Raw genomic sequence first — 14756 nt, forward strand, 5'->3', positions numbered from 1 at the left:
CGCGTCGGGCGCCTTGCTCCATACACCCGAAATGGCGTAAGCGCTGCGGCGGAGGACCTTTCTCGGGCGGGCCCTGAATGATCCGCTAGGATGATCCGACCAACGGCAGGGATGGCTCGGCGCTCCCGGGCGTTCCAGCAGTGCGCCGCCGCGCAGGAGGCTGGCGGCTCAGGCAGACGCGACAGGAGGGGACCGCGCCCGGGATCGCCGCGAGCGGGGCTGCCCGTGTACGTCGGAGGAAGTGGATGAGAAGCGACGTTCTGGGACTTGGTCTTCTGGCTCTTGGGGGGATGCTCTGCGGCGCCGGGCTCCCGGGCGCGCCGGCCGTCTCCGAGGCGAGGGCAGAGCCCGCTCAGGTGGCGGTGTCGGCCGCGCAGGCGACGGGCGCGGCGGTGCAGGCGGCGGGGGCGGCCGCGCCGGTGGTGACGGGGCCCGCCTGCAAGCTCAAGGGGACGGCGCCGGTGGGCAAGGGCGCCCGGCTCTACGACGCGCCGAGCGGCGGCCGGACGATCGCGAACTTCACCGGCGCGCTGGTCCCGATGACGCTGAGCGCGATCCCGGCGGACCCGCCTTCGGGCCGGGCGCGGCTGAGCACGTCGGACAGCGGGCCGGCGCTGCGGATCGACGGCTACGTCGCGCCCTCGGACGTCGCGGTCTACACGACGCGCGACATCCCGGTCGTCCAGGGGCACATCTGGATCTCGAGCGCGCACAAGGTGAAGCTCGTCGCGGCCACGGGCGACTCGCTGCGCGCGGAGCTCTCGATCTCCGGGTCCGAGGGGCAGACGGCGAGGGCCTCGGCCTCGTGCGACGCCTTCTCGCTGCAGCGCGGCGTCCCCGCCAAGATGGAGGTCCCCGGCAGCGCCCGCGGCTACCTGATGAAGACGTCGACGATCGAGCTGTTCGATCGCCCGAACGGCGACGTGATCTTCACGCTGAAGATGCTGGAGGGGACGGCCCAGCTCTTCTGGAGCACCGAGGCCAAGAACGGGTTCGTCCACCTGATGTCGCGGGGCGACCTCACGATCGACGCCTGGGGGCGCCTCAAGGACCTGGAGGCGCTGAAGAAGGGCGAGATGATGGACCAGTACATCCCGCCGACGACCGCGGTGGCCGGCGCGCAGCTCGCGCTCGACAAGGCGCCGCCGATCGTGAAGGCGACGCGGTCGATCCCGGTGCGCGCGCGGCGCGACGAGAAGGAGAAGCCGGTCGGCGAGATCGAGGCCGGCGCGGAGATCTACCTGCTCGAGACGGTCGCGGGCTGGACGAACGTGCTCCCGAAGGCGCTCGGGATGACGCCGCCCGACGAGGGCGGCTTCTGGATCCCCGCCTCCGAGACGCCGAAGTAGCGAGGGCGCGCGGGCCCGCGGCGGAGCGCGGGGGGCCCGACCGGACGACGCGCCGCAGCGCGGTCAGGGTCGCTGCGGCGCCCCGCTCGAGGCGCTCAACTCTCGAGAGCTCGGCCGCCCGAGGCGACTAGGATGGCGCGCATGAGCCGTTCGCCGTTTCGTTCCCGGCGGCCTCGCGTCGGCGCCGCCGTCGGGGTGATCGCAGCCTCTTCGACCCTCCTCGGCAACGCCGCCGCGCAGGTCGCGCCCGTGGTGCTCCCGCACGCGGCGGGCCAGCAAGCGCTCGCCGTCCGCGTCGACCCCGGCGGCATCACCGCCCGCGCCTGTCCCGCGAAAGCCGCGTGCGCGCCCGACGGCGGCAAGGTCCTCGCCGTGCCGCCCGAGGTCGCGCCGCTGCTCGGCGGCGCGCGCGTCGTGCCGATCGCGCTGGCCGACGGCAAGCACCTCGCGAAGATCGAGGTGCCGGCCGCGGGAAAGCCGGCTCCCGCGAGCGCGCCGGGCGCCGCGGGCGGCAGCTGGGCGATGCTGGTCGCCGCGCCGCTCGCCGGGAAGGGGACGGAGCCGATCGTGCTCTGGAGCGGCTGGACCGGCGTCGCGACCGGGGAGCACGGCGAGGGGCGGAGCGACGCGGTGGTCGTGGAGCCGCTCGGCAGCGGCAGCCGCGTGCTCGTCGGGCAGCTGCGCGAGGACGTGACGATCTGCGGGCGGCCGGCGCTGGTCGGCGCGAGCGAGGTCGATCCCCGGACGATGACGCTCCTCAAGGGGGCGAGCTTCCAGAACCTCCCGGCGGAGGAGCGCCGCGCCGCGGGCAAGCTTGTCGCGGAGCGCCGCGAGGCCGACGCGGCGGCGCCCGCCTTCCGGCTGCTGCGCCCGACCGCGGCCTCGAGCGCGGTCGGCAAGCGCTTCGCGGAGATCGCCGACGGCGACCCGAAGACCGCGTGGTCCGAGGGGAAGGCGGGCGCGGGCCGGGGCGAGTTCGTGTCGTTCTCGTCGGCCGACGAGGTCGGGATCACGGGCCTCGGCCTGCGCATCAAGCCGCAGGACGGCGTCGACGGCGGCGCCGCGCCGCGGACGCTCTTCGTGGCGACGCCCGATCGGCTCTTCCAGGTGAGCCTGCCCGAGGACGCGTGGCTCAAGGAGCCCGCCGGCTACGAGGTGAAGCTCCCCGAGGAGATCAGGGCCTCGTGCCTCGCCGTCGTCCTCGACGAGGCGTACGCGCCGCGGGGCGCGGGCGACCGCGGCGCGCCGTCCGCGCCGGAGGTGCGCGTGACGATCGCCGAGATCACGGCGCGCACCGCGTTCGACGGGCAGGGCTCGGGGGCGCTCGTGGGCGCGCTCGCGGGCGGCGGCGAGCGATCCAGGGCGGCGGCGGCGCTGCTCGCGCGCAGCGGGCCGGAGGCCGTCGACGCGGCGATCGCCGGGTACGACAAGCTCGACGCGGCGGGCAAGCAGCTCGCTCGCGGCGTGATCGACACGGCGCCGTGCGCGGTGCAGATCCCGTTCTTCACCGCGCGGCTCGCGTCCGGCGCGGCGGCGGCCGCGTCCGCCGCGGCCGCCGCGCGGTCCACGTCCGCCGCGCCGGGGCGCGCCCCTCGCGCGGCGGCGCCCGAGCCCGATCCGGAGCTCCACCACGCGCGCGATCGCATCCGCCGCTGCGGGCGCGCGGCCGCGCCGGCGCTCGCGGAGATCGTGAAGGGGGGCGCCGCCACGGCCAAGGTGGCGGCGGCCCGCGAGCTCGCGCTCGTGGCGCCGGCCGAGGCCGTCCCGGCGCTGCTCGACGCCCTCGCCGGGGCGCGCGGCGCGACGCGGCGGGATCTCCGGGCCGCGCTCGCGCTGGCGGCGCGGAGCGAGCGGGCCGCGCCCGTGGTCGAGGAGGAGGTGCAGCTCGATCGGCTCCGCGCCCGCCCGGAGGGCGCGCAGCTCGATCTGCTGCGCGCGCTCGGGCCGGCGCTCGGGCGCGTGAAGGGCGGCGGCGCGGCGTTCCAGGCGCTCGCCTCCGCGGCGCCCGCGCCTTTCGAGCGGCGCTACCTGCTCCAGGCGCCGGCCGCGGCGCTCGCCCGCGCCGGCGAGGCGCCGGCGGAGGCGTACCTCCGCGCGTCGCTCCGGAAGGACGCGGACCCGCACGTGCGCCTGCGCGCCGCCGAGGTCGCGGCGGAGGTGCCGGCCCTCGCGCAGGATCTGCTCGCGGCGGCCTCCGACGCGGACGTGCGCGTGCGCGAGGCGGCGATCGTGGCGCTCTCGCGCGCGGCGTCCGCCGGCGCGAGGCTGCCGGCCGGCGCGGCCGAGGCGCTCGCGGCGCGGCTCGCCTCCGACCCGTGGACGTTCATCCGCGGCGGCGCCGCGCTCGCGATCGGCGCGATGCCGGCGACGCCGGCGGGCGACCGGGCGCTCGTCGGGGCGCTCGCCGACCCGTCGCCCGAGGTGCGCCGGCACGCGCTCGACGGCCTCGGCGCGCACCGGGCCACCGCGCACATCGAGGCCGTGCGCGATCGGGCGGAGGACAAGGAGGAGGACGTCGAGGTGCGCGCGCGCGCGATCCTCGCGCTCGGGGCGATGTGCGACGCGAGCTCGGTCGACCTGTGGACGCGGCTCGCGCTGCGGGCGAAGGCGCCGATCGGCGAGCGCGATCAGCGGCTCGGCTCGGCGGCCCTCGCGGCGCTCGGGGCGGTGCACCCGGCGGATCTGCCCGCGCGCCTCAAGCCGCTGCTCGACAAGGACACGCCCCACGGCCTGCGCGAGACGGCGAGGGCCGCGCTGGCTGCGGCGCCGCAGTGCCGCCGGTGAGGCCATCAGGCCGGGCGCACGGCCGACGGCGCGACCCACGACGCGGGTGATCGGGCGTCGAGCGCCCGCCCGCGCGGAGCTCACCTCATCGCGCGCCGCGGCCGGCCCGCCGCGGCAGCACCGCGCGCGCGCGCGCGAGCCACTCGCCGAGCGAGGTGGCGTCCGGGGGCACCGCGTCGAGGTCGGCGTCCTCCGCGACGCGCACCATGGCGGCGCCGTCGTCCGGCATCATCCCTTTCGCCGCGAGCATCGCCTGCGCCCGGAGCGGCGACAGCTCCTCGGTCGCCTTCTCGCCGAGGAGCGCGAGGATCCAGCCCTCGAGCGCCGGCGCGGCCACGCCGCCGATCACCTCGGGCGGCGACGACAGGCTCGACGAGACGCGGCGGATGCCCTCGGCGATCGCCTCGCGTCGCGCCGGATCGCGGTCGATGTCGCGGGAGAACGCGAGGACGTCGCACCCGGCCTCCTTCGCGTCGAGGGCCGCGCCGAGCACGTGGTGCGTGTCCTCGTGGGCCGCGCCGCGCGCCTGGTACTTCCGGATGCTCTTCCACTCGCGGGCGCCGCCGACGACCCACCCGTTCGGCTGGACGCGCGAGAGCAGCGTGAAGAGCACGCCGGGGTGCTTGTCCGACTGGTAGGCCGGGGCTCCGGCGCGGCTGCCGAGCTCGTTCTCGCCCTCGCCGACGAGGAAGACCCGGGTCCTCTCGAGCGGCTTCATCACGGCCGCGCGCCTCCTCCGAGGAGCGGCGCCTCGTCCGCGCCGTTGGCGTAGCTGAGCCAGAGCTCGCCGAGCGCGTACACCCGCGCCCGGTCCTCGAAGCCCGGCGTGTGCAGGATGCGCGTGGCCCTCATCCCCTGCTCGCCGGCGCGGGTGATGACCGTGACCTCCTCGGGCTGGAGCTCGTTCACGACGAGCGGGCTGTGCGTCGCGAGGAGGACCTGGGTCTTCTCGGAGACGAGCCGCAGCGCGCGCATCACGTCGGCGATGCGCGCGGGGTGGAGCCCGTGCTCGGGCTCCTCGACGAGGAGCAGGGGCGTCGGATCGAGGTGCGGCAGCGCCGCGAACGCGAGGTAGTAGAGCATCCCCTCGCTCATCAGCGCCGCCGGCACGACGGCGCCGCCCTCTAGCTTCACCCCGATGGCCTTCGTGGTGGAGCTCGGGTTGGCGAGGTGGACGCTGCGCACGCTGGGAAAGAGGCGGGTGAGCTCCGCGTTCAGCTCGATGTAGGCCGACAGGTCGCGGCTGATGACGGCGTCGTAGAGGGCCGGCAGGCCGGTGCCGCGCTCGTCGGCGAAGCAGAGCGGATGCCCGTCGGGGATCAGCGGGTGCGGGGCCCGCAGCGCGTCCGGGTCGAAGCGGAGCATCTGCGTGCCGCGCAGGGCCTGGACGATGTCCGGGGCGGGGCGCTCGGGGCTCGGACCGCCGCTCGCGTCGTCGTCCTCGTCCGCGTCGTCGAGCAACGAGGGGGGCTCCAGGTCCCTGGGGAACGACGTCGAGCGGACCCGCCCCGCGGCGTCGAGCTCCACGCGCCACGTCGTGGTCGCCGCCGACACCTCGAACACGGCGCCGCCGAGCGCCCGGCTCGCCGGCGCGCCGCGCCCGAGCGGGTCCGGCGCCGGCGCCCCGAGCGCCCGCTCGAGCACGGACGAGAGGGTCCGGAGCGCTCGCAGCACGGTGCTCTTGCCGCTGTCGTTCGGCCCGATGAGCGCGTGCAGCGGCGTGAGCTCCAGGGTCGTATCCTGGACGCAGCCGTAGCCCTGGATACGGAGCTGCTCGACGTAGGGTCGGTCCATCGACGTCGACGCCAGCATACCCGCGCGCGCGCCGGCAAGAAACTTGGCCCGTCGTCGCCGGCCCCTCTACGCCGCGGTCATGCGCCGCCTCCCGTCGATCGCGGTCCTCCTCGTCGCGCTGGCCGTGCCCCTGGCCGGCGGCCTCGGCGCGCGGCACGCCAGCGCCAGCGTCGCCTACGCGTCGCCCTACACATTCGAGCAGACCTTCGGCACGGCGCTGCGCCTCGTGCGCGTCGATCTCGGCTTCAAGCTCGTCGAGAAGGACGTCGCGAGCGGCTACCTGCTCTTCGAGTACAGGAGCCCGGAGAGCGGCGGCAGGGCGACGCAGGGCTCGATCGAGGTCGTGAACGGCGGCGCCGGCGTGCACGTCGCCGTGCAGCTCCCCGCGATGCCGCAGTACCACGAGCAGGTGCTCCTCGACGCCCTCGTGAAGAAGCTCGCCGCCGAGCACGGCGATCCGCCGAAGAAGGCGCCGCCGCCGCCCGCCGACGCGGGCGCGCCGCCCCCGGACGCGGGCGCGGCCCCCTGAGCGCTTCGTCCCTGCTCCCGCGCAGACCGCAGGCCCTCCGAGGGCCGGGCAGGTCGCCCTAGCCGCTGCGCCGCACGTACTCGAAGTCGACGGGCTTGCCCTTGAGCCCCTTCGCCGGCGCCGCGATCCAGTTCGCCATCTGCTTCGGATCGAACACCGGCTTCTCCATCAGGCTCTTCACGTACGCCTCGTCGCTCGCGGTCGGCAGCCACGCGTCGCGCTGGCGCTCCCACGCCTCCTTCGAGAGCGGGTTGCCGTCGACGTCGAAGTGGAGCCCCGCGTAGATCCCCGAGCTCCGGTGGAACCGCCGGCTCGGCAGCCTCAGCCTGAACGGCACGCCCGCCTCTTCGATCACCCGGTTCATCTTGTCGATCCCGCGCTGCGAGTCGCTCACGTACTCGTCGCGCAGCACCTCGTTCATCGCGTTGCGGAGCGGCACCTCCTCGCGCCGCCACCCGGCCACCGCGCCGCCCGCCGCCGCCACGGGCACGTCGAGCCGGTACACGCCCTCGATGGCCCGGTGGTCCTCGTACGACTCCTCCTTCGCGCGGCCCTTCACGCTCGAGGCGAAGAACGACGCGGCGTTCGAGGAGATCTCCCCGCCGAACAGATCGAGCGACAGCGAGTACCAGAGGTTCAGGTACTTCTGCATCGTCGGCAGATCGACGCCGCCCTCGGCGCGCGCGTCCTCGTTCTTGTTGCGCTTCATCAGCTCGCACGTCCGCTGGACGACGCGGAGCAGGCCCGTCTCGCCGACGAACATGTGGTGCGCCTCCTCGGTCAACATGAACCGCGTCGTGCGCGACAGCGGATCGAAGCCGCTCTCCGCGAGCGCGAGCAGCTGGTACTTGCCGTCGCGATCCGTGAAGTAGGTGAACATGAAGAACGAGAGCCAGTTCGTGCACGGCTCGTTGAAGGCGCCCAGGATCCGCGGCTTGTCCGGGTCGCCGCTCCGCCGCTCCAGGAGCGCCTCCGCCTCTTCCCGCCCGTCGCGGCCGAAATGGCTGTGCAGGAGGTACACCATCGCCCAGAGGTGCCGCCCCTCCTCGACGTTCACCTGGAACAGGTTCCGCAGGTCGTAGACGCTCGGGCAGCTCTGGCCGAGCAGCCGCTGCTGCTCCACGCTCGCTGGCTCCGTGTCCCCCTGCGTCACCACCAGCCGGCGCAGCATGTTCCGGAGCTCCCCGGGCACCTCCTGCCACGCCGGCTCGCCCAGGTGATCGCCGAAGCCGATCTTCCGGTCCGGCACCCGATCCGCGAGGAAGATGCCCCAGCGGTACTCGGGCATCTTCACGTAGTCGAAGTGCGCCCACCCCTCGTGGTCGACGCTGATCGCCGTGCGCAGGTAGATGTCGTCCGCCTGGAAGCCCTCGGGCCCCGTCTCCCGCCACCAGTCGAGGAACTTCGGCTGCCACGCCTCGAGGGCGCGCTGGAGCTTCTTGTCCGACGCGAGGTCGACGTTGTTCGGGATCCGCTCCGAGTTGATGACCGCGCTCACGTCCGCCTCCAGTCGAATTCGGGGCGCTCCGGGCGCCCGTACATGGTCAGCGCGCCCCGCTGGCCCACCGCGTTCGGGCGCTGGAAGATCCAGTTCTGCCAGGCCGACAGCCGGGAGAAGATTTTCGTCTCCATCGTCTCCGGCCCGCAGAAGCGCAGGCTCGCCTCCATCCCGGTGAGCGCGTCGGGCGACAGGCTCACGCGCTCCTCGATCGCGAGCCGCACCTCGTCGTCCCAGTCCATCGCGTCCGGCGCGAAGGTGCAGAGGCCCTCCTCCAGCGCCTCCTCGGCGGACAGGAGGCCCGTCCGCTCCTTCAGCGCGGCCACGCGCTCCGGCGCGCCCAGGAAGCGCGACGCGAGCCGCGTCAGCCCGTTCGACATCGCGAGCGGACCGAAGTTGAGCGAGCCCAGCGCGACCGTCGCGGCAGACGCGCGCGACGCGTCGTCGTCTCCCCCGTCCAGCATGTAGGACCGGTCCGCCGCGAGGGCGAGCTCGAACAGGCTCCCCGCGAAGCACGAGCCCGGCTCGATCAGCGCGAACACGCTGCGGGCCGTGAGGTCGAGCCGCTTGAGCACGCGCCGCATGTGGAGCAGGACCTCCTTGACGAACCAGTCGTCCCGGGCCGCCCACAGCGCCTCGTCCGCGGCCCGCACCGCGTCCGGCGAGCCGGCCGTCCGGAGGAGGACGAGGCCCACCGTGGGGTGGTTGAAGCGGAGGTCGAGGAGCGCGTCGTCGAGCTCGCGGAACGCGCGGAGCGCCCACAGGTCCGCGCCCGCCCGGCGCATCCCGGCGGCGTCCGACGGCCCCTCGCCGTCCGGCCCGAGCACGCGGATCTCCGCCGTCCGCGCGGCGCGGTCGACCTTCAGCGAGACGTGGCGGTAGTCGCAGGTCGACACGTCGCCGTCCTCGGCGCGCCGCGGCTCGAGCGGCGCGAGCTTCACCCCGGGCCCCGGCCGGTCCGGCGTCGCCGCCGCGAGCTCCGCGGCGCGCTGGGCCACCGCCTGATCGAAGCGGCTCCTCGGGATCGCGCGATCGACGAGCCCCCACTCCTGCGCGCGCTTGCCGCGCACCCCCTCGGCCAGCGTCGAGAACACGTCCGCGAGATCGCGCCGCACCTTGCGCTTGTCCACGAGCCGCGTGAGCCCCCCCGTGCCCGGGAGCACGGCGAGCAGCGGCGTCTCCGGGAACGAGACGGCGCTGCTCCCGTCGTCGCAGAGGAAGATCTCCTCGCACGCGAGGGCGAGCTCGTAGCCACCGCCCGACGCGACGCCGTTCAGCGCCGCGAGGTAATGCTGCCCGCTCTCGGAGCACGCCTCCTCCAGCGCGAGCCGCGTCTCGTTCGTGAACTTGCAGAAGTTGACCTTGAACGCGTGCGACGACGACCCGAGCATGTAGATGTTCGCGCCCGCGCAGAAGATCCGCGGCTGCGCGCTGGTCACGACCACCGCCTTCACCTCGGGGTGCTCGAAGCGCAGCCGCTGCACGATGTCCGCGAGCTCGATGTCGACCGCGAGATCGTAGCTGTTCAGCTTCAGCTGGTAGCCGGGCCGCATCGGCGCGTCCTCGTCGACGTCCATCGCGACGCGCGCGATCGCCCCCTCGAACGAGAGCTTCCAGTGCCGGTACCGGCCCGGCTCCGCCTCGAAGCGGACGGGCGAGCCGTCGGCGGACGAGCCCTCTTCCCGGGCTCGGGGCTGCGGCGACGGCGCCGCGGAAGGAGAAGAGGTGGTCGCTTCCATACCGACGAGCCCACCACCGCGACGGGCTTCAGTCAAGCAGTATAGTTCTTGATGACCCGCTTCTCATGAAATATAGTGCAGTATCGAGATGCCACCCCGTCAGACATCGCCTCGGGAGCGCCCCGGGCAGGGCCCGGAGGCCGCCGCGGGCGACGCCGGCGCGCCGCCGATCCTCGCGCACCTCGCCGGGCGGCTCCGGCAGCGGCGCCAGGAGCTCGCGCTCACGCTGCGCGAGCTGGCTGAGCTCGCCGGGGTGAGCGAGCGCTTCCTGGTCCTGCTCGAGAGCGGGCGGGCGAACGTGTCCGTGGTGAAGCTGGAGGACATCGGCCGCGCGCTCGGCACCTCGGCCGCCGCGCTGCTCGCGGAGGGCGAGCTCGCCCCGGAGGAGGCGCCGCGCGGCCCGGCCTCCGGCGAGGCGGGGGCGGGCGGGGTCCTCGTCGCGCTGCTCGGCCTGCGCGGGGCCGGCAAGACCACGATCGGCGGCCGCGCCGCGGCGCGGCTCGGGGTGCCCTTCCTCGAGCTCGACGGGCTCGTGGCCGCGCGCGCGGGGATGAGCCTCGCGGCCCTGTTCGAGATCCACGGAAACGCCTACTACCGTCGCCTGGAGCGCGAGGAGCTCGCGCGGCTCGCCGACGCCCGCGCGCACGGGATCATGGCCACGGGCGGGGGCCTCGTGACCGATCCGGCGACCTTCGAGCGGCTGCGGCGCTGCGCGGTGACGGTCTGGCTGCGGGCGAAGCCCGAGGACCACTGGCTGCGCGTGGTCGAGCAGGGCGACGCGCGCCCCATGGCCAACCGGGCCGACGCCATGAAGGAGCTCCGGGCGCTCTTCCAGGCGCGGCGCGCGCTCTATGAGCAAGCCGACTTCGTGGTGGACACGTCGGCGCTCGGACTCGCCCGCTCTGTCGATCGCGTGGTCAAGATCGCTCGTGAAGCTGGTAGAAGGGACGCGACGCGCTCGCCTTGAGCGGGGGCGCGTTCCCCCCTCCCATGTCCATGCCGCGCATGAAAATTCTCTTCGTGGTGTCCGAATGCGTCCCCTTCAGCAAGACCGGCGGCCTCGCCGACGTGGCGGGCGCGCTGCCGATCGCGCTCGCCGCGGCGGGCCACGACGTGCGCGTCGTGATGCCGGCCTACCGGGTCGCCAAGCGTTACCTCGCCCGTCAGATCGAGCGCGCCGAGCAGCAGTCGCCGGGCAGCGCGGCGGTCGCCGCGCCGGCGGTGGCCGCGGCGGCCGCCGGCCCGTCGGCCGACGTTGTCGAGGCCGCTCCCCCGGCGGATGCCGCGCCGGCGGCCGCCGCGCCGGCCGACGCGCCGGCGCTCGCCGCTCCGCAGGGCGGGGACGTGCCGGCTCCGGCGGAGCGCTTCATGCCGCGCCGGCTGCCGGAGCCGCTCGGCATCCCGCTCGGCACGGGCGAGGTGTGGACCGCCGTCTGGGAGACGCGCCTCGATCCCGAGACCCCCGGCGCGCCCGCGCCCCGCGCTTACCTGCTCGAGCACGACGTGCTCTACGATCGCGACGGCATCTACGGGGACGCGCACGGCGAGTTCGGCGACAACCTCGCCCGTTACGCGCTCCTGTCGCGCGGCGCGCTGCAGCTGTGCCACGCGCTCGGCTTCTGGCCGGACGTCGTCCACGTCCACGACTGGCAGACCTCCCTGGTGCCGCTCTACCTCAACGTCCTCGAGCACCGGTCGCCGCTCGCGCGCGCCGCGTCGGTGCTGACGATCCACAACCTCGGGTACCAGGGCTGGTTCAACAAGCACCAGCTCCCCACGACGGGGCTCGGCTGGGATCAGTTCCACAGGTTCTGCCTGGAGGCGTACGACAGCATCAACCTGCTCAAGGCCGGCATCTACAACGCCACGCTCGTCTCCACGGTCTCGCCCAGGTACGCGCAGGAGATCCAGACGTGGGAGGGCGGCGAGGGGCTCGACGGCGTGCTCCGGGATCGCGGCACCGACGTGATCGGCATCCTCAACGGCATCGACGATTCGATCTGGAACCCCGCGACCGACCCTCACATCGCGGCGACGTACTCGGCCGAGGACCTGAGCGGCAAGCGGCTCTGCAAGGCGGCGCTCCAGCGCGAGATGGGCCTCGAGGAGCGCCCCGACGTCCCGCTCCTCGGGCTCATCAGCCGCCTGGCCACCCAGAAGGGGATCGACATCCTCGCGGGCGCGCTCGACCACATCCTCTCGCTCGACGTCCAGCTCGTGGTCCTCGGCTCCGGCGAGCGCTGGGCCGAGGACCTCTTCTCGCGGATCGCCGGCTCGAGCGACCGCTTCCGCGTCTACGTGGGCATGAACGAGGGGCTCGCCCACCGCATCGAGGCGGGCGCCGACCTCTTCCTCATGCCGTCGCGCTACGAGCCCTGCGGCCTGAACCAGCTCTACAGCCAGCGCTACGGGACGCTGCCGGTCGTGCGCGCCGTCGGCGGCCTCGACGACACCGTCGAGAACAACGTCACGGGCTTCAAGTTCGAGGAGATGTCGTCGATGGCGCTCGGGAACACCGTCGCCTGGGCGGTGCACCTCTACCGCGCCGACCCGGCCTACTTCCGGACGATGCAGCTGCGGGCGATGAAGAAGAACTCCGGCTGGGCGCAGGCGGCGCGGCAGTACGAGGCCCTCTACCGCCTCGCCATCTCCCGCCGCACCGGCCGCCCGTTCTGATCGCACCCGCGCCCCCGACAGGAGGCGCGGCGCGATCGGCGGCCGCGCGGCCGCGGGCGCGCCTCCCTTCCGGGGAGCGCCGCCCGGGGCGCGCTACTCCTTCTGCGGCTCGGCCGCGGGCGCGGCGGGCGCCGCCGGCTGCGCGGCCCCGGCGGCCTCACGCGTCGCCGCCTGGCCCTTCGCCATGAGCGAGCGCGAGAGCGCCCGGTGCTTCCCCTCGACCACCGACACGAAGCTCGTGACGACCGGCAGGAACAGGGCGGGGGAGGAGATCCCCTGGTCGGTCAGCTTCGGCTCGGCCGCCTTCACGTCGCGGACGAAGCCCTCGAGCGCCGGGGTCATGATCTTGGCCCACGGGTCGGTCTGATGGCTCGTGCCGTGGGTCTTGAGCGCCGCCGTCGACGTCTCCACCTTCTGGAGCGCGGTCTTCGCCGCCGCGGGGTCGACGTTCTTGCTGGCGAGGATCACCATGAGCGCGCGCGCGTCCTCGAGGGCCGTGATCGCCGCCTTCTGGCCCTCCTCCGCCTTCGAGAGGTCGGGCAGGTGCGACGAGTGCCACGCCGACACCGCGAGGCCGAGCTTGTCGGAGTGCGCGTCGAGCTTCTGGAAGTCGGCGATGAGCTTCGCGTGGAGCTCCTTGCCCTTCGCGAAGCTGTCCTTCTTGTACTCCTCGCGCTGGTAGTAGTTGGCCGCCGTGGCGATGTTCTTCGCGAGCTCGGTCGCGAACGGCGCGTACTCGGCGAGCGCCGCGTCGACGTCCGGCATGGCCGGCTCCTTCAGGCTGAGGGCGACGGTGCAGGCCCGCGCGTTGCGCTCGTGCGGGGCGCGCGCGCTGAAGTTGAACGGCCGGCGGTCGTCCTTGCCGGGCGGCGTCGGCCCGGCCTTGGCGGAGCCGGCGGCTGCGCTGCCGGACGCCGCGGCCGCGGCCGCGCCGGGCACGGGCGGCTTGGCGGGGAGCAAGCCCTTCGGGGCGTCGCCGGCCTTCGCCTGGTCCTCGGTGCCGAACTTCGGGATCTTCTTCTCGCTGGGCTCGTCCTTGCCGAGGCTCGCGAGGTACGCGTCGCGGGCCTGTTTCAGCGAGAGCGTCCCGAAGTAGCAGACGTCGACGCGGTACTCTTTCATCGACTGCGGGTCGACCTTCGCGATCGGCGACACGGGCGTCCGCAGGTTCTTGCCCTTGTTCGCCGCCGCGGAGCTTGCCGGCTGCTCCGGCTGGGGGGGAGGGGGGTCCTCCTTGCAGCCGGCGACACCGCTGGCGACGAGCACGAGCGCGATGGAACAGAGAGACCTGACGGAAATCATTCGGAGTGCCTCCTCGGCTGGCGCAGGAACGGGCGCATCATGCCTAAGCCGGCGGCGCTTGCAACACCGGCCATGGGCGGGAACGTGCGGCGCTGGTCGGGAAAAACCCGGCTCCGGCCCCAAACACGCGGGCTCTCCGGGTTCTTCCTCGCCTCCGCTGTAGCTGATGGAACGATCCGGGTCTAAGGTCGCCGCGTGAAGCTGCGAAGCCTGACCCTGGACGAGCTCACCATCGACGACGAGCGCTCTTTCCGGCACGTCGCGCTGTACGACGATCTGAAGCAGGTGCTCCGGCGCGACGGGTACCGCTTCCGCGTGCCCGAGGGCGAGGCGAGCTGGGACCGGGTCGTCTTCCTGAACCTGACGTTCTGGAGCCAGAGCGAGCAGGGCGACCTGATCGCCAGCGATCACCTCGCCGCGGACGTGGTCGCGCACGTCGCGTGGCACCACCTCGCCCACCGCGCCCTCACGGCCGCGAGCGCCGGCGCTCCGCCCAGCGCGGAGGCGCTCCTGCTCGCCGAGGCCATCGCGAGCGCCTTCGATCTGTACCTCGTCGGGCGCCTCCTTGGGCACGCGCCGAACGCCGAGTTCCTGGCCACGCAGGTGCCGGCGATGGCCGAGGCGGCCGAGGCCGCCGGGCTCTCCGACGACGGCTTCGAGGCGCTCCTCGAGAGCGTGTCCGCGGATCCGGAGCGCGCCTTCGAGGACCTCCGCGCCCTGCTCTTCGACGTGACCACCGCGCTCCTGCCCTGCGATCGCCTGAGCCGCGCGGCCGAGGTCCTCTCCGGCTTCGACGCGCACCGCTTCGCCCCGCTCCTCCACCACTACGAGCTGTCGAACTGGATCCTGTCGACGCGCGCTCCCGGGTCGCCGCCCGCCCCCGATCCGGTCGCCCGGGCCGTCGACGCGGCCCTGCGGAGCGCGCCGGTCTCGCTGGCGTGGCTGGAGCAGCGCTGGGTGCGCCCTCCCGCGCCGCTCCCCGTGCGCGCCGGAACACCCTCCGGCTGAGGGCCGAGCCCCGCGGAAGGTCCGGGTGGAGGGGGAGCCCCGCGGAGCGGAGCGGGCGAGCCCGAGGGCGGCCGCCC

The 14756-nt window shown here is 74.2% G+C and carries 11 protein-coding genes; 6 read left to right on the top strand and 5 right to left on the bottom strand.

Translation table 11 applies throughout. The features are described 5' to 3' along the window. Positions 1–245: 245 nt before the first annotated feature. Positions 246–1349 (top strand): hypothetical protein, encoded by a 1104-nt coding sequence (locus tag WMF26_RS07710; RefSeq protein WP_437945456.1) that lies wholly within the window; start codon positions 246–248, stop codon positions 1347–1349. Between the two features lie 141 nt (positions 1350–1490). After that, entirely contained in the window at positions 1491–4133 is a 2643-nt protein-coding gene (locus tag WMF26_RS07715; protein WP_437999789.1) for a HEAT repeat domain-containing protein, read from the top strand. An 85-nt stretch (positions 4134–4218) separates the two neighbouring features. Here the strand turns inward: WMF26_RS07715 and WMF26_RS07720 are convergent, their stop codons facing one another. Together WMF26_RS07720 and WMF26_RS07725 are read right to left on the bottom strand one after the other, a co-directional pair. Next, entirely contained in the window at positions 4219–4851 is a 633-nt protein-coding gene (locus WMF26_RS07720; RefSeq protein ID WP_438002384.1) for a hypothetical protein, read from the bottom strand. Next, on the bottom strand, positions 4851–5927 hold the full coding sequence (locus WMF26_RS07725) for an AAA family ATPase (RefSeq protein ID WP_437999790.1): 1077 nt from the start codon (positions 5925–5927) through the stop codon (positions 4851–4853). Before WMF26_RS07725 ends, WMF26_RS07720 begins: the two co-directional genes overlap by 1 nt. A 79-nt stretch (positions 5928–6006) precedes the next feature. Here WMF26_RS07725 and WMF26_RS07730 point away from each other — a divergent pair, with 79 nt between their 5' ends. After that, positions 6007–6456: a hypothetical protein gene (locus WMF26_RS07730; RefSeq protein WP_437999791.1), complete on the top strand. Its 450-nt coding sequence runs from the start codon at positions 6007–6009 to the stop codon at positions 6454–6456. Between the two features lie 58 nt (positions 6457–6514). Here WMF26_RS07730 and boxB read toward each other — a convergent pair whose 3' ends face one another. Together boxB and boxC are read right to left on the bottom strand one after the other, a co-directional pair. Further along, a complete protein-coding gene (gene boxB, locus WMF26_RS07735; protein ID WP_437999792.1) occupies positions 6515–7954 on the bottom strand; it encodes a benzoyl-CoA 2,3-epoxidase subunit BoxB in 1440 nt (479 codons plus the stop codon). After that, positions 7951–9693, bottom strand: a complete 1743-nt coding sequence (boxC, locus tag WMF26_RS07740) for a 2,3-epoxybenzoyl-CoA dihydrolase (RefSeq protein ID WP_437999793.1) — start codon at positions 9691–9693, stop codon at positions 7951–7953. The genes boxB and boxC overlap by 4 nt, the downstream gene beginning before the upstream one ends. An 88-nt stretch (positions 9694–9781) precedes the next feature. Here boxC and WMF26_RS07745 point away from each other — a divergent pair, with 88 nt between their 5' ends. Continuing rightward, positions 9782–10660 (top strand): shikimate kinase, encoded by an 879-nt coding sequence (locus tag WMF26_RS07745; protein WP_437999794.1) that lies wholly within the window; start codon positions 9782–9784, stop codon positions 10658–10660. A 29-nt stretch (positions 10661–10689) separates the two neighbouring features. Beyond that, a complete protein-coding gene (locus tag WMF26_RS07750; RefSeq protein ID WP_437999795.1) occupies positions 10690–12369 on the top strand; it encodes a glycogen synthase in 1680 nt (559 codons plus the stop codon). Between the two features lie 93 nt (positions 12370–12462). Here the strand turns inward: WMF26_RS07750 and WMF26_RS07755 are convergent, their stop codons facing one another. Continuing rightward, positions 12463–13671: a DUF3829 domain-containing protein gene (locus tag WMF26_RS07755; protein ID WP_437999796.1), complete on the bottom strand. Its 1209-nt coding sequence runs from the start codon at positions 13669–13671 to the stop codon at positions 12463–12465. A gap of 195 nt (positions 13672–13866) precedes the next feature. Here WMF26_RS07755 and WMF26_RS07760 point away from each other — a divergent pair, with 195 nt between their 5' ends. Further along, positions 13867–14679, top strand: coding sequence for a hypothetical protein (locus WMF26_RS07760; protein WP_061624180.1), 813 nt, complete (start codon positions 13867–13869; stop codon positions 14677–14679). The last annotated feature ends 77 nt before the right edge of the window (positions 14680–14756 follow it).

The organism is Sorangium sp. So ce185 (assembly GCF_051526825.1).
Classification (GTDB): domain Bacteria; phylum Myxococcota_A; class Polyangia; order Polyangiales; family Polyangiaceae; genus Sorangium; species Sorangium cellulosum_D.